The organism is Streptomyces sp. NPDC028298 (genome assembly GCF_055565895.1).
On sequence record NZ_JBVHTL010000010.1, the window covers coordinates 210497 to 230915 of the forward strand.

At 70.0% G+C, this 20419-nt stretch carries 15 protein-coding genes; 9 read left to right on the forward strand and 6 right to left on the reverse strand.

The annotated features are described in order from the left end of the window. Window positions 1-190: 190 nt before the first annotated feature. Entirely contained in the window at window positions 191-379 is a 189-nt protein-coding gene (locus tag ACZ4TO_RS35665; protein WP_361683213.1) for a hypothetical protein, read from the reverse strand. Between the two features lie 600 nt (window positions 380-979). Here ACZ4TO_RS35665 and ACZ4TO_RS35670 point away from each other — a divergent pair. From ACZ4TO_RS35670 to ACZ4TO_RS35705, 8 genes are all read left to right on the forward strand, one after another. Beyond that, window positions 980-4732, forward strand: a complete 3753-nt coding sequence (locus ACZ4TO_RS35670) for a sensor histidine kinase (RefSeq protein WP_382790925.1) — start codon at window positions 980-982, stop codon at window positions 4730-4732. A 9-nt stretch (window positions 4733-4741) separates the two neighbouring features. Then, window positions 4742-5155, forward strand: coding sequence for a roadblock/LC7 domain-containing protein (locus tag ACZ4TO_RS35675; RefSeq protein ID WP_037624995.1), 414 nt, complete (start codon window positions 4742-4744; stop codon window positions 5153-5155). A 111-nt stretch (window positions 5156-5266) separates the two neighbouring features. Then, window positions 5267-5665 (forward strand): DUF742 domain-containing protein, encoded by a 399-nt coding sequence (locus ACZ4TO_RS35680; RefSeq protein WP_103548533.1) that lies wholly within the window; start codon window positions 5267-5269, stop codon window positions 5663-5665. Then, a complete protein-coding gene (locus ACZ4TO_RS35685; protein ID WP_028802395.1) occupies window positions 5646-6221 on the forward strand; it encodes a GTP-binding protein in 576 nt (191 codons plus the stop codon). Before ACZ4TO_RS35680 ends, ACZ4TO_RS35685 begins: the two co-directional genes overlap by 20 nt. Before the next feature lie 351 nt (window positions 6222-6572). Beyond that, window positions 6573-9812 (forward strand): sensor histidine kinase, encoded by a 3240-nt coding sequence (locus ACZ4TO_RS35690; RefSeq protein WP_382790928.1) that lies wholly within the window; start codon window positions 6573-6575, stop codon window positions 9810-9812. Between the two features lie 10 nt (window positions 9813-9822). Further along, complete coding sequence (locus ACZ4TO_RS35695) at window positions 9823-10236, forward strand: roadblock/LC7 domain-containing protein (RefSeq protein ID WP_037625176.1); 414 nt, start codon at window positions 9823-9825, stop codon at window positions 10234-10236. Between the two features lie 94 nt (window positions 10237-10330). After that, window positions 10331-10924 carry a DUF742 domain-containing protein gene (locus ACZ4TO_RS35700; protein ID WP_382790932.1) on the forward strand — a complete coding sequence of 198 codons (594 nt, stop codon included), beginning with the start codon at window positions 10331-10333 and terminating at the stop codon, window positions 10922-10924. After that, window positions 10905-11486, forward strand: a complete 582-nt coding sequence (locus tag ACZ4TO_RS35705) for a GTP-binding protein (protein ID WP_103554950.1) — start codon at window positions 10905-10907, stop codon at window positions 11484-11486. Before ACZ4TO_RS35700 ends, ACZ4TO_RS35705 begins: the two co-directional genes overlap by 20 nt. A 232-nt stretch (window positions 11487-11718) precedes the next feature. Here ACZ4TO_RS35705 and ACZ4TO_RS35710 read toward each other — a convergent pair whose 3' ends face one another. The 3 genes from ACZ4TO_RS35710 to ACZ4TO_RS35720 all read right to left on the reverse strand — a co-directional run bounded on the left by ACZ4TO_RS35710 (window position 11719) and on the right by ACZ4TO_RS35720 (window position 14327). Further along, a complete protein-coding gene (locus tag ACZ4TO_RS35710; RefSeq protein ID WP_351868759.1) occupies window positions 11719-11913 on the reverse strand; it encodes an acyl-CoA carboxylase subunit epsilon in 195 nt (64 codons plus the stop codon). Window positions 11914-11970: 57 nt separating this feature from the next. After that, entirely contained in the window at window positions 11971-13578 is a 1608-nt protein-coding gene (locus ACZ4TO_RS35715) for an acyl-CoA carboxylase subunit beta (protein WP_468026364.1), read from the reverse strand. Window positions 13579-13829: 251 nt separating this feature from the next. After that, window positions 13830-14327 carry a hypothetical protein gene (locus tag ACZ4TO_RS35720; RefSeq protein WP_468026365.1) on the reverse strand — a complete coding sequence of 166 codons (498 nt, stop codon included), beginning with the start codon at window positions 14325-14327 and terminating at the stop codon, window positions 13830-13832. A gap of 394 nt (window positions 14328-14721) precedes the next feature. Between ACZ4TO_RS35720 and ACZ4TO_RS35725 the strand changes: the two genes are divergently transcribed. After that, on the forward strand, window positions 14722-15354 hold the full coding sequence (locus ACZ4TO_RS35725; protein WP_468026424.1) for a YceI family protein: 633 nt from the start codon (window positions 14722-14724) through the stop codon (window positions 15352-15354). A 235-nt stretch (window positions 15355-15589) separates the two neighbouring features. On the opposite strand, the gene ACZ4TO_RS35730 is transcribed toward ACZ4TO_RS35725, so the two are convergent. Beyond that, a complete protein-coding gene (locus ACZ4TO_RS35730; protein ID WP_468026366.1) occupies window positions 15590-16945 on the reverse strand; it encodes a hypothetical protein in 1356 nt (451 codons plus the stop codon). A 157-nt stretch (window positions 16946-17102) separates the two neighbouring features. Next, window positions 17103-20144 (reverse strand): glycoside hydrolase family 3 protein, encoded by a 3042-nt coding sequence (locus ACZ4TO_RS35735; RefSeq protein ID WP_468026367.1) that lies wholly within the window; start codon window positions 20142-20144, stop codon window positions 17103-17105. Window positions 20145-20419: the final 275 nt, after the last annotated feature.

Consider the following 20419-nt stretch of genomic DNA (forward strand, 5'->3'; position numbering starts at 1 on the left):
AGGCTAACGCGGCAAGGGCTGCCGACTTCGCGTATATCCGCCGGGGTGGTCAGCGGCGGGGCGCCGGTCCGGGGGCCGGACGGCGGCTTCCTCGGCCAGGGGCGGCCGTGGCCGGCCGGGCCGCGCGCAGGGGGCGGCCGTCCCCGACCGGCCGGGCCGCGCGGGCCGCGGCCCTCGGCCGGTCACCGGGTCACTCCGCGGCGGCGACCGCGACCGGGGCGTCCATCAGGACGGTGCGGCGGGGGTTGGCCGTCTGCAGCGGGAGGACGACGGCGTGCTCCGGCAGCTCCGGCGTGCGCAGGGCGTCGGCGTCCTCGAGGTGCGCCAGCGTCGTGCGCCGCGGGTTGGCAATGTTGCGGAACATCATCGTCGTCTTCACCGTTTTGCTCGACCTTGTCGTCCTGGGCGCCGGTCGGGGTCAAAGAGCCCCAGATGGACGCGGGTTGTCGGATTCGCCATGCCTGTAAAGCGTCAGGCTAAACATTCAATTCCCTGGCGATGGCGTGAAGAGGCCATGATCGGTGTGTGAGTTTCCTCACTCACCAAGGGGCAAACCGGTCAATCGAGACCCTCAACTCGGTGCGACCAAAGGGACATTACGCCACTGAACCAATCATTCCGCTCCTGATCATCGCGACTGGGACAGGGTATGCACCCCCATGGCTCGTAGGCGTATGCCCGGTATGTACGAGAACCCTTTGCACACCTCGTGACCTGTCACTCACATCCTGTCACGAAGGTCACAGCCTGGTACACGGGCCTTGTTGGAGATCCTGGGCTGTGCTGGAATTCCTCGGACCGCCGCGGATTCACGATCCGGCGCGCAGGGGCGCTACTCAGCGCCGAGTGGCGGCGGGAAGGGGGAACCTGCGCCGGTCACTCAGACCACATACACAGGGCGCATCTGCGTCCGTGTACAACGCCGACACCGTCCCGCCGTTCCAGCGGAGGGGCGCCTGGTCCAGAGGTTGCGACGCTAGTGCAGGGACGTTTCAAGAGGGATGGCAGCGCTTCGGCGGAGCCGGAGCCGCGCGGCGGGACCGACCGCGGTTCCTCGCCCCAGCACGCCCAGAACCCGGGACCGGCAGAGGTCGGCGGCAGCGGTGAACACTCCGCTCGCGCCGGCGCGAAGCCCAAGGCTCCCGCCACCACGACCGACGCCACGCAGAGCGCCACTCCGAGCCACGGCTCGCGCGTAGCCCTGCGGAACTGGCGCATCTCGACACGACTCGTCTCGCTGCTCGCACTCCCCGTGGTCGCAGCGACCTCGCTGGGTGCACTCCGCATCAACGAGTCGATGGACAACATCCAGCAGCTCGACAACATGCGACTGCTGACCGAGATGACCAAGCAGGCCACCGAGCTCGCCGCCGCGCTCCAGAAGGAGCGCGACGAGTCGGCCGGTCCGCTGGCCCACGGCGCCCTGTCCAACGACTACGAGGTCAAGTCCGTGCGCGACGCCACGGACGTGGCGAAGAAGCACTTCCTCGAGGGCACGCAGCAGGTCGACGACGCCACGGCCAAGGGCCAGCTCTCCGGCGTGCACGACAGCCTCGTCGGCGTCGTCAGCGAGCTCTACAAGCTCAACGCGATCCGCAGCAGCGCCTACAACGACCCGCAGAACGCGACCCAGACGGTGGACGCGTACCACCGCCTGGTCACCGAGCTCCTCGCGCTCTCGCAGGACATGGCCGAGGCGACCAGCAACCCGGAGATGATCCAGCGCACCCGCGCGCTGGCGTCGTTCTCCGCCGCCAAGGAGTACGCCTCCGTCCAGCGGGCCATCATCGCCGCCGCGCTCCCCACGCGGCCGACGACCTTCGGAACCCTCTCCAAGAACGACCAGCAGTACGCGCAGTCCGCGCTGGAGAGCCAGGACTCCGAGAACCAGGCCTTCAAGAACATCTACGGCTCCGGCAGCACGGAACTCCTCCTGCCGATCGAGGGCGACAACCCGACGATCAAGTCGGCCGACCAGTACGCCAAGCGCGTGCTGAGCAACCCCGAGGGTCTGCGCACGCAGAACAAGCGGTCCTACAGGGACTGGCTCGACGACGACTCGTCCAAGATCGACCAGATGTCGAAGATCGAGACCACGCTGCTCAGCGAGATGGAGCAGAAGGCCCGTGAGCTGCGTAACCAGTCGCAGAGTGAAGCGATCATCTCCGGTGTCCTGATCCTGCTCGTCCTCGGTGTCTCGCTCGTCGGCGCCTTCGTCGTGGCCCGGTCCATGATCCGCTCGCTGCGCCGCCTGCAGGACACCGCCACCCGGGTCGCCCAGGACCGACTGCCCGAGCTCGTCAAGCAGCTCTCGGAGTCGGACCCGCAGGACGTCGACACCTCCGTGGAATCCGTCGGTGTGCACTCCCGGGACGAGATCGGCCAGGTGGCCGCGGCCTTCGACGACGTGCACCGCGAGGCCGTCCGCCTCGCCGCCGAGCAGGCCCTTCTGCGAGGCAACGTCAACGCGATGTTCACCAACCTCTCGCGCCGTTCCCAGGGCCTCATCCAGCGTCAGCTCTCGCTCATATCCGAGCTGGAGTCGCGCGAGGCCGACCCCGACCAGCTCTCCTCGCTGTTCAAGCTCGACCACCTCGCGACCCGCATGCGCCGTAACGGCGAAAACCTTCTCGTCCTCGCCGGTGAAGAGCCCGGCCGTCGCTGGACCCGTCCGGTCCCGCTGGTCGACGTCCTCCGCGCCGCCGCGTCCGAGGTGGAGCAGTACGAGCGCATCGAGCTCGCCTCGGTGCCCGGCACCGAGGTCGCCGGCCGCGTCGTCAACGACCTCGTCCACCTGCTCGCGGAGCTGCTGGAGAACGCCACCTCGTTCTCCTCCCCGCAGACCAAGGTCAAGGTCACCGGTCACGCCCTGCCCGACGGCCGCGTGCTGATCGAGATCCACGACACCGGTATCGGTCTGTCCCCCGAGGACCTGGCCGCGATCAACGAGCGGCTCGCCGCTCCGCCCACGGTGGACGTCTCCGTCTCCCGACGCATGGGTCTGTTCGTGGTCGGTCGTCTGTCCCAGCGTCACGGCATCCGCATCCAGCTCCGCCCGTCCGACTCCGGTGGTACGACCGCGCTGGTCATGCTGCCGGTGGACGTGGCCCAGGGCGGCAAGAAGCCCATGCCGAACAAGCCCGGCCAGGGTGCCGCCGGCGGCGGCCCCGCCGCCGCGCAGGCCTCGGCCGGTGTGGCCGCGGCCCGTCGCTCGGGCGGTGGCTCGCTCGGTGCCGGCTCCCCCTCCGCTCCCGGCGGTCCCCTCGGGGCCCCGCCGCAGCGCGGGCAGGTCGGCTCCGGCCAGGGTGCGCGGGCCGCGCTGCCCGGCACGGGCCAGGGCTCGCGCCCGGGTGCCTCCGGCGGAGCGCGTGGTCCGCAGGGCGGCCAGGGCCAGCAGGGCCGGCAGGCCCCCGCCGGCGCGAACGCCTTCGGGCAGAGCCCTCAGCAGGGCTTCCCCGCCCAGAACGGCTCGCAGCAGCAGGGCTTCGGTGACGGAGCGGGTTCCCAGAACGCCTTCGGCGACACGTCCGGCGGCCGCAAGAACTCCTTCGGCAACGGCTCCGGCACGGGTCAGACCGGCCAGACGGGCCAGAACGCCTTCGGCGACGGCAACCAGGCCCCCGCGGCGCCCGCGAAGGCGTCCGGCGGCAAGAGCGGCCGTCGTCGCCCGCAGCTTCCGGGCCGCGGTGGCGCACGCGCCGAGCTGCCCGGCGGCAACACCGGGTCCCGCACGCCGAGCTGGAGCGACGAGAACGCCCAGCCGCCGGTTCCGCGGACCTCGCTCGACACCCCGCGTGGTCACGAGGACCCCGACGCCACGTCGCGCATGCCGCGCATCGACGACCGGCAGGGCCCCGCCTCCACCGCGGAGTTCGCCCGTCCCGACTTCGACGCCCCGCGCCCCGGCGCGGGCGCGCCGCAGAACAACGGCCAGAACAACGGCCAGTACGGATACGGCAACCAGTCCCCCGCCGGCCAGAACCCGGCCGCAACGGGGCAGTTCGCCGCCCAGGGCTACGGCGCCTCCCAGGCTCCGTCGTCCACCGGCCAGTTCGCCCAGCCGGGCTACGCGCCTTCCCAGGACCCCGCGTCCACCGGGCAGTTCGCGGCACCCGGCTACGGCAACGGCCAGGGATCCTCCACCGGACAGTACGAGCGGCCGGCCACCCCACAGGCCCCCGCCCGTCCGCAGGCCCCCGAGGCGCTTCCCCCGGCCTCGAACCCCGGTGACGGCCGTACACCGCTGTACGACACGCTGGAGACCAACTGGTTCCACGGTCAGGCGAACGGCTCGGACGGTGCGCCCGCGGGCGGTGCCGCCCAGAGCAACGGGTCCCACGGGTCCCCGACCAACGGCTCCCAGGGATACGCACAGGCCGCCCCCCAGCAGCCGCAGACTCCCCCGGTTCCGCAGCGGCCGGCAGCCGCACCGGCCGCCACCTCGTGGCGCAGCTCTCCGAACGACGATCTCGTCAAGCAGGCGGAGCGTTCCCGTAAGCCGTCGGCAGGCGGGGTCACCACCTCAGGCCTGCCGCGTCGAGTCCCGCGAGCCAACCTCGTCGCGGGCACGGCACAGCAGCAACAGCACCAAAGCGGTCCGCAGGTCTCGCGTGCGCCCGATGACGTACGCGGCCGGCTGACCAATCTCCGTAGGGGCATTCAGCAGGGTCGACAGGCCGGTAACGGTCAGACCGGCAGCTTCCCCAGCCCCACTCACCAGCAGGAGCGTTAGTTGAGCCCGATGAGCCAGGCGGCACAGAACCTCAACTGGTTGATCACCAACTTCGTGGACAACACCCCCGGGGTGTCCCACACCGTCGTCGTGTCCGCCGACGGACTCCTTCTGGCGATGTCCGAAGGCTTCCCCCGCGACCGCGCGGACCAACTGGCGGCCGTCGCCTCCGGACTCACTTCGCTGACTGCCGGGGCCTCCCGGATCTTCGAAGGCGGCTCGGTGGCCCAGACGGTCGTGGAGATGGAGCGCGGTTTCCTCTTCCTGATGTCGGTTTCGGACGGATCGTCCCTCGCGGTCCTCTCCCACCCGGAGTGCGACATCGGCCTTGTCGGCTACGAGATGGCACTGCTCGTCGACCGTGCGGGCGCCGTCCTCACGCCGGACCTGCGTGCCGAACTACAAGGCAGTCTGCTTCACTGACCGCCGCCGGATCCAGACACCGCACGAAATCACCGTCCGGCCGCCACAATCCCCCCACCGGCCCCAACAGACGGCACGACTGACCGACTTGCTGTCCCGCCCGGAGGATTCATGACCCCGCCCCCCGCCTCTCATGATCCGTACGCCGAGTCGTACGGGGATGAAGGCGACCAGCCGCTGGTACGTCCGTACGCGATGACCGGCGGCCGGACCAGGCCGCGGTACCAACTGGCCATAGAAGCTCTGATCAGCACCACGGCCGATCCGGCCCAGCTGATGGGACTGCTCCCCGAACACCAGCGCATCTGCCATCTGTGCCGGGAAGTGAAGTCGGTGGCCGAGGTGTCGGCCCTCCTGGGCATGCCGCTCGGCGTGGCCAGGATCCTTGTCGCGGACCTCGCCGAGGCCGGACTTGTCGCCATTCACCAGCCTGGCGGCGATGAGAACAACGGCGGCGCGCCGGACGTGACACTGCTCGAAAGGGTGCTCAGTGGACTTCGCAAGCTCTGACGGAGGCCGGGCGACCACCTCCGCGAAGATCGTCGTAGCGGGTGGTTTCGGTGTCGGCAAGACCACGTTCGTGGGTGCCGTCTCCGAGATCAACCCCCTGCGTACCGAGGCCGTCATGACCTCCGCCTCGGCGGGCATCGACGACCTCACCCACACCGGGGACAAGACCACCACCACGGTGGCCATGGACTTCGGCCGTATCACCCTCGACCAGGACCTGATCCTGTACCTCTTCGGTACGCCGGGCCAGGACCGCTTCTGGTTCATGTGGGACGACCTGGTCCGCGGCGCCATCGGCGCCGTCGTCCTGGTCGACACCCGGCGTCTCGCCGACTGCTTCCCCGCGGTCGACTACTTCGAGAACAGCGGCCTGCCGTTCGTCATCGCCCTCAACGGCTTCGACGGTCACCAGCCGTACAACCCGGAGGAAGTGCGCGAGGCTCTTCAGATCGGCCCGGACGCTCCGATCATCACGACGGACGCGCGACACCGTGCAGATGCGAAGAGCGCTCTCATCACGCTGGTCGAGCACGCCCTCATGGCACGGCTGCGGTAGCAGCCAAGTAGACGGCTCCCTATGGAAGTTGTCGTAGACGCATTGGAGCCGGCTGTGTCATTTGACACGGCCGGCCTCGGTGTTCATAACGTTTCGACAGAGAATTTCGCCGGCCCCGACACGCATAGCGGTCGCCCGATGCCCCTGCGTTCATGAAAGCCCCGTCTTTTGGCGGGGCTCGCTCTTTATGACCGTTTTATCTGTGGCCGGCACCACTCGGAATCACCCGTTCCGAGTGTTTGGAATGGCGCTGCTTGGCATGCTGGAATGCGCTGAACTGCCCAGTAGTCAAGGGCGCTGGTAGATACGGCGGCACACAGCAGGTGCCGACGCCGAGAGGTTGTTGGTCGAGTGAGGCGAAGCATGAACGGTCCCGAGCCGTCGGCACGGGGCAACTTCACCCCGCCGGCGCGCGGAGCGGCGCCCGCACAAGTCGCCGGCCCCGAGCCCACGCCGGCGCCCGCGCCGAGCGGGAGCCGATTCTCCCCGCGCAACTGGCGCGTGCCGACCAGGCTGAACGCGATCCTGCTCATACCCGTGGTGGTCGGCCTCGTCATGGGCGGCTTCCAGGTGAAGGGCTCGATCGACACCTGGCAGGAAGCGCAGGACGCCGAGAAGACGGCCCGCCTCGTGCAGGCGGCACTGACGTACGGCGACAAGCTGTTCGAAGAGCGCGACCTCAGCGCCGCGCCCCTGCTGTCCGGCAAGGGCGACAAGGACGCCACCGTCGTCAAGGTCCGCCGGGAGACCGACCTGGCCGCCGACGCCTTCGACGAGGCCGCCCAGGACATGCCCAAGACTCCGGGCCTGGAGCGCCGTCTCGCGGTCTTCCGCAACGTCGAGCCCGGTCTCGAGAAGCTGCGGAAGTTCGCGTACACCACCACGCTGACCGGCGTGAAGACCGAAGAGGGCTACCTCCAGATCCAGCACCCGCTGATGGAGTTCGCCAACGAGCTCGGTCTGGGCACCGGAAACATCACCAGCTACGGCCGTACCGTCTACGCGATCTCGCTGTCCAAGGCCGCGCTGTCGCTGGAGCGGTCCATCGGTCTGCACCTGCTGATCAAGCCGGGCCCCGGCAACAGCGGCCTCGCCAGCCAGCGCGTCGCCCTGTCCTCGTACGCCTACCTCGAGGGCATCGCCATCGAGGAGTACAAGGGTGGTGGCACCGAGGCCGACAGCGCCAAGCTCGACGAGGCGTCGGCGAAGATCAAGTCCGAGCTGACCGCGAAGGCCAAGGAAGCCGCCGCCGCCGACCCGGCCTACGTTCCGCCGCCCACCGGCGACAACGAGATGGTCAAGGAGCTCTCGGGGCTCCGGTCCACGCTGGAGAGCGACCGTGCGCTGCTCGCCGCGAAGGGCGTCACCGCGCAGAACTGGATGGCGGTCAACACCGCCAAGTACGACGCGTACCGCCAGATCGAGTCCGACCTCGCCGACAAGGCCGTGGCCGAGGCCGGTGACATCTCGAACACCGCCCGCACCGACGCCTTCATCACCGGTGCCATCGTCGTCGTCGCCCTGCTCGCCGCGTTCATCCTGGCCGGCATGGTGGCCCGCCAGATGAGCCGCTCGATGCGCCAGCTCCGCAGCGCCGCCTTCAATGTCGCCGAGCAGCGCCTGCCGATGCTGGTCGACCAGCTCTCGCGCACCGACCCCGGCCGGGTCGACACCCGCGTGCAGCCGATCCCGATCAACACCACGGACGAGATCGGCGAGGTCGCCCGCGCCTTCGACCAGGTCCACCGCGAGGCCGTGCGACTGGCCGCCGAGCAGGCCCTCCTGCGAGGCAACATCAACGCGATCTTCACGAACCTCTCGCGCCGCAACCAGTCGCTGATCGAGGGCCAGCTGACCCTGATCACCGACCTGGAGAACAACGAGGCCGACCCGGACCAGCTCGAGAACCTCTTCCGGCTGGACCACCTCGCGACCCGTATGCGCCGCAACGGCGAGAACCTCCTGGTCCTCGCCGGCGAGGAGCCCGGACGCCGCTGGGACCAGCCGGTCCCGCTGGTCGACGTCCTGCGCGCCGCCTCCTCCGAGGTGGAGCAGTACGAGCGCATCGAGCTCTCCGGTGTCCCGGAGGCCGAGATCCACGGCCGCGCCGTGACCGACCTCGTGCACCTGCTCGCCGAGCTCCTGGAGAACGCGACCACGTTCTCCTCCCCGCAGACCAAGGTCCGTGTCACCGCGACCCGTCTCCCCGACGGCCGCGTCATGGTCGAGATCCACGACAAGGGCATCGGCCTCACCGCCGAGGACTTCGCGGACATCAACCACAAGCTGGCCAACCCGCCGACCGTGGACGCCGCGATCTCGCAGCGCATGGGTCTCTTCGTGGTCGGCCGTCTGTCGGACCGCCACGGCATCCGCGTCCAGCTCCGCCCCTCGGGCGAGCAGGCCGGCACCACGTCCCTTGTCATGCTCCCCGACGCCATCACCCACGGTGGCGGTGGCGAGCAGCAGCCGATGACCGACGAGTTCACCGTGTCGCAGATCATTCCCGAGCAGCAGCAGCACCAGCAGCAGCAGTTCCCGGGCGAGAACTTCGGTGCGCAGCAGCAGCCCGTGCTGACCGCCGCGGACCTCGGTTTCGACGACAGCCGCTACGAGGTCCCGGACGACATCCGTGACCTCGACCCCGTCGGCCGCTCGCTGATGCGTGAGGAGCGCCGTGCGGCCCTGGAGGCGCAGGCGCAGGGCCCGGAGGCCATCGAGGGCTCCCAGGGCTACACCGACGCCTTCGACGCCCCTGCCGGCCCCTCGTACGACAACGGACAGCCGTCCTTCGACGGCGCCCCGGCGTACGACGGCGCCCAGGGTGTGCACGAGGAGCAGCAGACCACGTACGACCAGCAGACGTCGTACGAGGAGCCGCAGCAGGCTGCGTACGACGAGGCGTACTTCCCGTCCAACGGCGGCTACCCTGAGCCCTCCTACACGGAGCCGGGCCGGCAGGACCACGCCGGAATGGGTGGCTCCGCCCCGGAGACGGTGTCGGGCTTCGGTGAGCCGTCCTACCAGGACGACTGGCCGCAGCAGGACACGCACCAGGGTGGCTACCAGGGCGGGTACCGGCCCGACTACGCTCCGCAAGCGGAATCTCCGCAGGTCGCTGACGCGGCCGAGCAGAACAGCGTAGGCTTTGGTCGTCCGGGTCCGGCCTCTTCGGCCCCCCACACGATGACCAACTCGGGACTCCCCCGTCGCGGACCCGCCCCCGCCGGCAACGGCCGGCGCCCCGCGGAACCGGCGAGGGAGCAGGCGGCGCCCATGTCCTCCGGGAACACGGGCGACGACTGGCGGTCGTCGAACGACGACCGCTGGCAGCGCGCCGAGCAGCTGAAGAAGCCCAAGGCGGGCGGGGTCACCTCGTCCGGTCTGCCGCGGCGGGTGCCCAAGGCCAACCTGGTCGAGGGAACCGCGGAATCGACCCCCCAGGGAGGCCCCCAGGTCTCCCGTGCTCCCGAAGACGTCCGGGGCAGGCTGAGCAACCTGCGTCGCGGTGTCGAGCGGGGACGCAGTGCAGGTACTGAGACGAACGGTCAGGGCTTCGGCTCTGACAGCACCTACAACCAGGAGCGTTAGTGTGAGCCCGATGAGCCAGGCGGCACAGAACCTGAACTGGTTGATCACCAACTTCGTGGACAACACCCCCGGTGTGTCGCACACAGTGGTGGTCTCCGCCGATGGACTCCTTCTGGCTATGTCCGAAGGCTTTCCCCGCGACCGCGCCGACCAGCTCGCCGCCGTCGCGTCCGGTCTGACCTCCTTGACCGCGGGCGCGTCCCGTATCTTCGAGGGCGGCCACGTGAACCAGACCGTTGTGGAGATGGAGCGAGGATTCCTCTTCCTCATGTCCATTTCGGACGGTTCTTCACTCGCAGTACTTGCACACCCTGAGGCGGACATCGGTCTCATTGGGTACGAGATGGCGCTTCTGGTGGACCGTGCGGGCACGGTCCTGACTCCGGATCTTCGTGCGGAGCTCCAGGGCAGCCTTCTCAACTAATAGACAGACGGTGCGAATTGTCGTCCCGGGGCCGTAAGGTTTCGGGACGCGGTCCCAGCGTTGGGTGCCCGGCACGGTCGGAGGAGGAGAGAAAGTGGTAACACCCCCAGGCGGTTCGTCTTCGGGCAATTGGTCGTACGGCCCCGGCCAGGGGCAGGGCGACGGTTCCGGCGACCCGAACCGGTACAACTTTCCTCCCTCCGCACCCCACCAGCGACGGCAGCCGTACGCGCCTCAGGGTCCCCAGGGCCCCGGGCCGTCTCCGTACGACCAGCCGTCGGCTCCGCGCATCCAGCCGGTGCAGCCGCAGCGACGCTCCCCCGAGGCGTCGCCGGCCGGTGCGGCCAACAACCCCCTGGTGCGTCCGTACGCCATGACGGGTGGCCGCACCAGGCCCCGCTACCAGCTCGCCATCGAGGCGCTGGTGCACACCACCGCGCAGCCGCACCAGATGCAGGGCCAGTTGCCCGAGCATCAGCGGATCTGCAACCTCTGCCGGGAGATCAAGTCGGTGGCCGAGATCTCGGCCCTGCTGACCATCCCTCTCGGTGTTGCCAGGATCCTCGTCGCCGACTTGGCGGAGGCAGGCCTGGTCGCCATCCATCAGCCCGGCGGCGACGAAAACGCCGGCGGCCAGCCAGACGTGACTTTGCTCGAAAGGGTGCTCAGTGGACTTCGCAAGCTCTAGCGGAGGGCCTTCCCGCTCCACCACGTCCGCGAAGATCGTGGTGGCGGGCGGCTTCGGCGTGGGCAAGACCACGTTCGTCGGCGCCGTCTCGGAGATCAACCCGCTGCGCACCGAGGCCGTCATGACGTCCGCCTCGGCGGGCATCGACGACCTCACGCACACCGGAGACAAGACGACGACGACCGTCGCCATGGACTTCGGCCGTATCACCCTCGACCAGGACCTGATCCTGTACCTCTTCGGTACGCCGGGCCAGGACCGCTTCTGGTTCATGTGGGACGACCTGGTCCGCGGCGCCATCGGCGCGATCGTCCTCGTGGACACCCGGCGTCTCGCCGACTGCTTCCCCGCGGTCGACTACTTCGAGAACAGCGGCCTGCCGTTCGTCATCGCCCTCAACGGCTTCGACGGCAACCAGCCGTACAACCCCGAGGAAGTCCGCGAGGCCCTTCAGATCGGCCCGGACGCCCCGATCATCACGACGGACGCCCGTCACCGCGCGGACGCCAAGTCGGCGCTCATCACGCTGGTCGAGCACGCCCTCATGGCGCGCCTGCGCTAGCAGCCTCCGCCCGTACGACGACGGCCCCCGTTCCTCCGCCCGGAGAAACGGGGGCCGTTCTCGTGCCGCCGGCCGAACTCCTGCCCCGTACGGCCCCGTTGGGCGGGCCGGCGGCGGGGAGTGCCCGAACCCCGGCCGCGGAGGCTCCTGTCGGCCGTGGAGGGCGTCCGCGGGCTTCGGACACACCACAGCCCCGCCCTCCGTCGGAGGGCGGGGCTGTCGGCGTCGGATCTCAGTGCCAGCTGTGCGGCGCCCGGAAACCGGGCTCCCGCTCCAGGCGGCGCCAGCCCGCCTTGCGGTGCGGACGGTGGGAGGGAGCGGCATCAGTGGGAGCGGAGGCGGCACGGGCCAGGAGGATCGCCGTGATGGCGGCGACCTCCTCGGGCTCGGCGTGGCCCTTCTCGACGCGGATGTCAGGGGTGCTCATAGGTTTCAGTCTCCATGAGAGAGGTTTCCGCGGGGGTACCGCGGAGGATCCGCCGGGTTACTGCGGGGGGTTGCCGTGCTTGCGCGAGGGCAGGTCCGCGTGCTTGGTGTGGAGCATCGCGAGCGACTTGATCAGGACCTCGCGGGTCTCGGCGGGGTCGATGACGTCGTCCACCAGTCCGCGCTCGGCCGCGTAGTACGGGTGCATCAGCTCGGCCTTGTACTCCTTGACCATGCGGACCCGCATGGCCTCGGGATCGGCGGCGTCGGCGATCTGGCGGCGGAAGATGACGTTGGCGGCGCCCTCGGCGCCCATCACGGCGATCTCGTTCGTCGGCCAGGCGTAGGTGAGGTCGGCCCCGATGGACTGGCTGTCCATGACGATGTAGGCACCTCCGTACGCCTTGCGCAGGATGAGGGAGATACGCGGCACCGTCGCGTTGCAGTACGCGTAGAGCAGCTTCGCGCCGTGCCGGATGATCCCGCCGTGCTCCTGGTCGACACCCGGGAGGAACCCGGGCACGTCCAGCAGCGTGATGATCGGAATATTGAAAGCGTCACACATCTGGACAAAGCGTGCAGCTTTTTCGGACGCCTCGATGTCGAGCACGCCCGCCAGGCTCTGCGGCTGGTTGGCGACGATGCCGACGACCTGGCCGTCGAGGCGGGCCAGCGCGCAGATGATGTTGCGGGCCCAGCGCTCGTGGACCTCGAGGTAGTCGCCGTCGTCGACGAGCTCCTCGATGACCTTGGTCATGTCGTACGGACGGTTGCCGTCGGCCGGGACCAGGTCCAGCAGCACCTCGCTGCGGCGGTCGGCCGGGTCCGAGGACTCCGCGCGCGGCGGGTTCTCGCGGTTGTTCTGCGGGAGCATCGACAGGAGGTAGCGCACCTCGGCGATGCAGGTCTCCTCGTCGTCGTACGCGAAGTGGCAGACGCCGGAGGTCTCCGCGTGGACGTCGGCGCCGCCCAGACCGTTCTGGGTGATCTCCTCGCCCGTCACCGCCTTGACCACGTCCGGTCCGGTGACGAACATCTGCGAGGTCTCGCGGACCATGAAGACGAAGTCCGTCAGCGCGGGCGAGTAGGCCGCGCCGCCGGCGCACGGGCCGAGCATGACGGAGATCTGCGGGATGACCCCGGAGGCCTTGGTGTTGCGCTGGAAGATGCCGCCGTAGCCGGCGAGGGCGGAGACGCCCTCCTGGATACGGGCGCCGGCGCCGTCGTTCAGGGACACCAGCGGCGCACCGGCCGCGATGGCCATGTCCATGATCTTGTGGATCTTCGTGGCGTGGGCCTCGCCGAGGGCGCCGCCGAAGATGCGGAAGTCATGGGCGTACACGAAGACCGTGCGGCCCTCGACCGTGCCCCAGCCGGTGATGACACCGTCGGTGTACGGCTTCTTGGCCTCCAGGCCGAACCCGGTCGCCCGGTGCCGGCGGAGCTGCTCGACCTCCTGGAACGAGCCCGCGTCGAGCAGCAGCTCGATGCGCTCCCGGGCGGTCAGCTTGCCCTTGGCGTGCTGCGCCTCGGTCGCCTTCTCGCTGGGACCCCGCAGCGCCTCCGCACGGATGGCGTGCAGCTCGGCCACCCGGCCACGCGCGTCCGTCGGTTCGTCTGAGGGGATCGTGGAGCTCGCGGTGTCGGCCTCGTCCAAAACGGTCATGTAGCGACCATACGAAGTCCACCAAGGAAAGAGGCCCGTCGACTCTGCACAGTCTCCGGACCGTTTTCCTGGTGCCCCTGAACAGAACCACCATCACATGCAGGCGATCCGACTGCCCGGAGGGGCTCGGTGTTGTGGAGGTCTCACAAACCGTTCGGCCGACTGCCATCTCACATTCATGAGCGGCACATGCCGTCACCGGGGTGACGCGGACGCCCGTTCGGGGGTCCGCGCACCCCGGAGGCGCCGGTTCAGCAGCCGCCGCAGTTGTAGTACAGGACGTCCCAGTGGTTGCCCTCGTCGGCGTAGATGTTGCCGGCGCCGGACTGGTACTGCGGAGCGCCGTCGCCGCGCAGGCCTATGTAGGTGAAGGTGTTCTTGATGTACGCGGTGACACAGGTGTTCTTGCCGTAGTCGAGCTTGTAGCCGTTCCAGTGCGAGTACGTGCCGCTCGCGTGCCCGATCTCGGTACCGCCGGTGATGTTGAGCGCGCAGCCGCTGGACCCCTTGAGGGTCTGGGCGCCCTGCGCGGTGGCGAGGTTGAGCTGCTCGAACGAGGTGCAGGTGGAGTTGTTGCGGTCGGAACAGTTGCCGGAGGAGGACCAGGTGATGCCGGACTGGCGGAACATCGAGGTCGCGGTGGCGTGACTGATCTTGCTGACGGCGAAGGCGTCGGTGGCGGTGCCGACGACGGCGACGCCAGGGGCCACGAGGAGGGCCAGTGCGGTCAGCGCGGACCTGAACTTCATCTGGGGGGACCTTTCCTGCGGAGGACCGTCGGTACGGCCGCACGGGCGTGCGGCCGCGTTTCCTGTGGGGCGGCTGTGCAGGGGGTGCACGCAGATGGTGCCCGAGTTCTACGCGCGTCCGCCAGAGGGCCGACAGGACGACCCGCCACGACTTCCCACCCGCCGGCACCCGCGCCCCCGCGCCACGACCCACCGCACCCTCGCACCACGACCCACCGCGACTCCCAACGCCCCCGCACCACGACCCACCGTGACTTCGCGGACACCCTCCGGATGATGTTGAAAGTTGAACGGAATAGGTCTACGGTTGCCCTTGTTGGAGTCGTTGAACATTAAACAGACTGACGCCGTGGCTCTCCCCGGAACCGCGGCCCGTCCCCCCAAGGAGCACCTCATGGGCATCTTCGGCCGCAAGACCACCGACACCACCGCGACCTCCGCCACCGCGACGGCCACCGCGACGGCCGGTGCCGTCAACCCGGACCTGGCCGCGCTGACCGGCGAGTACACCATCGACCCGGCCCACTCGACGATCGGCTTCGTCGCCCGGCACGCGATGGTGACCAACGTCAAGGGCAGCTTCAAGGACTTCGAGGGCACGCTCCACCTGGACGGCGGCGACCCGTCCCGCTCCACCGCTTCCCTCGACATCAAGATGGACAGCATCGACACCGGGTCCGCCGACCGCGACGGTCACCTCAAGAGCGCCGACTTCTTCAAGACCGACGAGTTCCCGGCGATGACGTTCCGCTCCGTCAAGGCGGAGGCCCTCGGCGGTGACGACTACCGGATCACCGGCGATCTGGAGATCCTCGGCACCACCAAGCAGATCAGCATCGACCTGGAGTTCAACGGCGCCGCGAAGGACCCGTTCGGCAACGAGCGCGTGGGCTTCGAGGGCAAGGCCGAGATCCTGCGCTCCGACTGGGGCCTCACCTGGAACGCGGCCCTGGAGACCGGTGGCGTCCTCGTCTCCGACAAGATCAAGCTGAACTTCGACATCTCGGCGATCAGGAACGCCGGCTGAGCCGCCGGCCCGACCGCCGCTGTCGGCCACACCGGCCTGGCCTCGGCCGGGCCGCCGGCCCGGTGGCACACCGAGCGCGCCCGCCCGCTTTCTCCGTACGGAGGAGGCGGGCGCTCTCGTGTCCGGTCCCGGGGAGGGCCGGCTCGTGTCCCGTTCGCGCCGCCGAGGGGTGCTCGCCCCACGGGGAGGGCCCGGTCGTGTCCGGTACGGGGAGGTGCGCCGGGTGCGCCCGGCGTCAGAAGCCGCCGCCGAAGTCCCCGCCGCCCCCGCCGAAGTCCCCTCCCCCGCCGTCGCCGAACCCGCCGCCGAAGTCCCCGGAGTCGAAGTCGGCGCCGGAGACGTCGCCTCCGTCGTAGCCGCCGCCGAAGTCGCCGTATCCGTTGCCGTACGCGGCCCCGTACCCGGGGCTCGCCATCATGCTGCCCAGCAGGGTCCCGACGAGCAGGCCCGGCAGCACGCCGCCGCCGAAGTAGCCGCCCGCCCAGGGGCCGTAAGCCGGGCCCGCGTCCCAGTACGGGCGGCGGCCGTACTCCGTCTCGACCTCGCGCACCGCCGGCTGTTCGCCCCCGGTGAGACGCATCCAGTCCGCCTTGCAGACCGGGACCTCTCGAGGCGCGCCCCCGGCGGGTGTCCAGGTCGCGTCGGTGACGGACGGGCCGTGCCGGGGGTCGAAGAAGCAGGGCGCGCGGCGCTCGGGGACCGGGCGGCCCTCGCGGCGCGCGGCGAGCACGGCGAGGGAGAAGCGGCCCTCCTCCAGGGACTGGGTGACGGAGCGCACGTCCTCGGGGCGCCCGGCCTGCGCCATGTACGTCTTCGCCTGTTCGTAGGCGTCCAGCGCGCGTTCGTAGTCCGCCCGCATCGCGTCGTCGGCGCCGGCCTCGGCGGGGTGGAAGTCCAGCCGGTCGAGTTCCTCGCCGAAGGCGGTGATGTCCTCGTCCACGACCACCCGGAGCCGGTCGAGCGCGGCGCGCTGTTCCTCCTCCTGCCGGCGCCGGTTGCGCCGTACGACCGTGTACGCGCCCGCGCCGCCGATCACGGCCACCGCGCCGACCGCGATCAGCGCGCCCGTCGAGACGCCTCCGTCGTTCGCGCCGCCGCCCCAGCTCGCGGGGGCGGCGCCGTGGATGTTGGCGAGCGCGCGGTCGGTGAAGTCGTTGAGCTGGGTGTTCGCGTCCTTCACGCCCTGGACGCTGGCGACGAGGTTCTGCACGGCCGAGCGGGACATCACCGCGGAGTCGGCGCGGGCGTCGAAGCGGTCGCCGAGCCTGATCGCGTAGAGGCCGGTGATCCCGGTGTCGGTGCGCAGGTTCCGGAACAGGTCCTGGGTGGGGAAGCCGGCGGGGAGCACGGCGACGAAGACCGGCTTGTCCGCCTTCTTGATCTTGGCGGCGAGGGCGTCGGCCTCCGTGGCGGAGAGCTGGCCGGAGGCGGCCGGGTCCACGTAGACAGGACCCTTGCGCAGGGCCGCCGCGACGGTGGAGACATTGGTGGCGGCGTGGGCCCGGGGCGCCGGGAGCCACACCATCGCCAGGGCCGCGAGCATCAGTGCGACCAGCAGGCCTGGAAGTCCTCGGGTGAGTGCGGCCCTCATGCCTTGAAGCTACCCGAACCAGAGCGAAACCGGACATCGGGAGAGCGGCCCCCCGCGCTCACCGGAACGCGGGCCGGAACGCGGGCCGGAACGCGGGCCGGAACGCGGGCCGGCCGGGGCTGAGTGTGCAGCCCCGGCCGGCCCTCCCGTTTCTCCCTCACGCGGCGCGGTACGCCTGGGTCAGCTTCGCCACCGCCTCTCCGTAGTGGCCGGTCAGCAGGAGATGGTCCGCGTCCGCGAAGGGACCCGCGTTCGCCGCGGTGACCGAGGTGCCGATCTTCTGCTGGACGAGCAGGCGGGCCCGGGTGACGGCCGCGCGGGCCGTCCCGTCGGCTCCGCGCCGCTCCGCCGCCGAGGCCACCCGGGCGAGCTCCCGCAGGGCGGCGGCGCCACCCCCCGGTGTCTTGGTCAGCGTGGTGAGTCCCCAGCCGTACGGGAACTGCGGATCGTAGGAGGCCTCACCGACGTTGATCGGGAGCTGGGACTCCGACCTGGGCCAGGTGACCGGGAGCTGCCCGGTGAAGGCGCGCTTTCCGTAGAGGACGTCCGCGACCCCGTCGCCCTCGGTGCCGGGCAGCCAGGAGGCGACGAGGGCGTCGATGTCGCCGAGCCGGTCGCCGACGAGCTGCGGGCGGCCCGAGACGATCAGCACCGCGCACTTCATGGCCGCGCACACCTTGTCCACGGCCGCCTTGTCGGCCGCCGTCAGCTCCAGGTCGTTGCCGTTGCCGACGTCGCCGACGCCCTCCGCGTACGGGGTCTCGCCGACGACGACCACACCGACGTCGTAGCCGCTCGTCGGTGCCGAGGCGTCCTTGGAGTAGGTGACGTCACCGCCGGCGTTCCGCATGCCCTGGAGGACCGTCGTGCCCTTGGTGATGTTCCCGGAGGAGCCCTGCCAGGTGAGGGTCCAGCCGCCGGTCTGGTTGCCGAGGTCGTCGGCGTTCGAACCGGCGACGTACACCTTCTGGGACTTCTTCAGCGGCAGGACGCCGCCCGCGTTCTTCAGCAGGACCTGGGACTCGGCCGCCGCCTGCCGTGCCACGGAGCGGTGCGCGGCGGAGCCGATCCGCGAGGCGCCGCTGGTGTCGGCGTACGGCTTCTCGAAGAGCCCCAGATCGAACTTCTGGGTGAGGATGCGCGACACGGCATCGTCGATCCGGCGCTCGGTGACGCGGCCCGCCTTCACCTCGTCCGTGAGCGTCGTACGGAAGTCCTTGTACGAGTACGGCACCATCATCATGTCCACGCCCGCGTTGACCGAGGTGCGCACGTGCGAGGCGTAGTCGCCGGGGAGCTGGTCGATGGCGTTCCAGTCGCTGATGACGAAGCCGTCGAAGCCCATCCGGCCCTTGAGCACGCCGTTGATCATGTCGGCGCGGGCGTGCATCTTCACCGGGCCCTGGCCGTCGCCGATGATGTCGAGCGAGGAGTACGACGGCATGACCGAGCCGACGCCCCGGTCGACCGCGGTCTGGAACGGCGAGAGGTGGACGGCCTCCAGCTCCTTCCTGGTGACCTTGGTGACGCCCTGGTCGACGGTGTACGAGCCCGTCGTGGACGTGCCGTAGCCGGTGCCGCCGTCGCCGACGTAGTGCTTGGCGGTCGCGAGGACCTTGTCGTCGTCCTTGAGGTCGCTGCCGTCGCGGGCGCCCTGGAGGCCCTGGACGACCGTCTCCATGGCCTTCACGAGCGCGGGGTCCTCGCCGAAGGACTCGTAGGAGCGGCCCCAGCGTTCGTCGCGGGTCACGCACAGGCAGGGGGCGAAGTCCCAGGGGATGCCGGTGGCGCGGACCTCGGAGGCGGTCACCGCGCCCGTCCGCTCCGCCAGGGCGGGGTCACGGGTGGCGCCGATGCCGATGTTGTGGGGCATGACCGTCGCCCCGGCGAGGTTGTTGTGGCCGTGCACCGCGTCCACGCCGTAGATCAGCGGGATCTGGAATCGGGTGGCCTGTGCCCGGAGCTGGTAGCCGTCGATCATCGACGCCCACGCCGCGGCGGTGTTGGGGGTCGGAGTGGAGCCGCCGCCGGAGAGCAGGGACCCGAGGTCATAGGCGGCGATGTCGCCGCCGGTGCCGATCGCGCCGCGCTCGGCCTGGGTCATCTGCCCGGTCTTCTCCTCCAGGGACATCCGGGAGACCAGGTCGGCGACCCGCTTCCGCACGGGCAGCTTCGGATCGAGATACGGCAGCCCGTGGGCGTCGATGACGACCTGCGGGGTCTCGGCGGGAGCCTTGGCGCCGGTCACCGTGAGCTTGAGGGGGATCGTCTCGGCCGCTTCGGCGGACTTGTCGCGCAGGGTCCGGACGGTGACGGTGCGGCTCGTGCCGGACGTCGTACCGGCCGGGAAGGTGATCTCGCCCTTGACGGGGGCGTAGTCCCTGCCGGGCTCGGCGCCGCCGCCCGCGCTCTCGTACGCGACGGTCACGGGCTCGTCGATCGGGGCGGAGCCGGTGGTGGCGACGGAGACCTTCACCCGCGCGGTGCCGCCCTCCCTGACCGGGTAGACCGCCGCGTCGGTGGTGACGGAGGCGCGCAGGGACTGGTCGGCCTTGCCGTACAGCTCGACGTCGTCCATGGCGAACTGCCCCTGGACGCCGACCGGGAGCGTGAGGGCGTAGCCCCACATCTGGGTCAGGCCCAGGACGTGGTCGATACCGCCGACGGGCTGGTAGTCCGTGCGGTAGACGAAGTCGGCGAAGGGGATCTCGACCTGCTTCCAACCGCTGAAGTCATCGGTGAAGGAGGTCGTCCACAGCTCCGAAGCCTCGCCGTCGGCGCCGCCGTCCTTGATCTCGAAGGAGATCTTCTTGGCGGTGTTCCGGCCGTCCCACCAGAAGCGGATGCCCTTGTGCGCGGACCAGTCGTGGGCCGGCTGGTCCGCGGCGAAGTCGTGGGTGAACCCGCCGTAGCCGCTGATGTCGTAGTCGCCGGTGAGGACCTTGGCGCCCTCGGGTGCGTCGGAGCGCGCGGTCAGGGCGAGCTTCGGCGGGTCGTCGCTGTCGCCGCCCCAGGTGAAGAGGCCCTCGGCGGGCTGGTTCGCGAAGGGCACCTCGCCCTCGAAGCGGTCGACCGGGACGGGCGCGGGATCAACGGCCGCCGCCGCGCCCGCCGAAGCGAGCGGAAGCAGTCCGGCGATCAGCGCGGCACCGGCCAGCAGAGCGGTTCTTCGTACGGAATTCCGATCGAGCCCGGTCAATGGGGTTCCCCTCGACTCTCACGTGGTTCTGACGACGTGCTTCCTGACGATGACGTGCTGCTCTGTTCCCTCGCTCTTCTCACGACTTAGATCACGGCGTGAGTTAACTGGTGCCCCGGCAACCCGTCAAGACTTCACGCCAGAACCGGTACAGACTCAAGTCCCGGCCGGATCAGGGCAGTTGTTCCTTCAAAGTCTGAACGCGCAACCCCTTGACGCGCCTTCGCAGCCGTCATTTACTCACGCCTCGCACGCCTCCCCACCCCCACCTCCGA

What these genes read in the sequence shown, in the direction of transcription:
- ACZ4TO_RS35675 (WP_037624995.1), top strand. Translation starts at nt 4,742, where the DNA reads ATGAGCCAGGCGGCACAGAACCTCAACTGGTTGATCACCAACTTCGTG.
- ACZ4TO_RS35680 (WP_103548533.1), top strand. Translation starts at nt 5,267, where the DNA reads ATGACCCCGCCCCCCGCCTCTCATGATCCGTACGCCGAGTCGTACGGG.
- ACZ4TO_RS35695 (WP_037625176.1), top strand. Translation starts at nt 9,823, where the DNA reads ATGAGCCAGGCGGCACAGAACCTGAACTGGTTGATCACCAACTTCGTG.
- ACZ4TO_RS35710 (WP_351868759.1), bottom strand. Translation starts at nt 11,913, where the DNA reads ATGAGCACCCCTGACATCCGCGTCGAGAAGGGCCACGCCGAGCCCGAG.
- ACZ4TO_RS35715 (WP_468026364.1), bottom strand. Translation starts at nt 13,578, where the DNA reads ATGACCGTTTTGGACGAGGCCGACACCGCGAGCTCCACGATCCCCTCA.
- ACZ4TO_RS35720 (WP_468026365.1), bottom strand. Translation starts at nt 14,327, where the DNA reads ATGAAGTTCAGGTCCGCGCTGACCGCACTGGCCCTCCTCGTGGCCCCT.
- ACZ4TO_RS35725 (WP_468026424.1), top strand. Translation starts at nt 14,722, where the DNA reads ATGGGCATCTTCGGCCGCAAGACCACCGACACCACCGCGACCTCCGCC.
- ACZ4TO_RS35730 (WP_468026366.1), bottom strand. Translation starts at nt 16,945, where the DNA reads ATGAGGGCCGCACTCACCCGAGGACTTCCAGGCCTGCTGGTCGCACTG.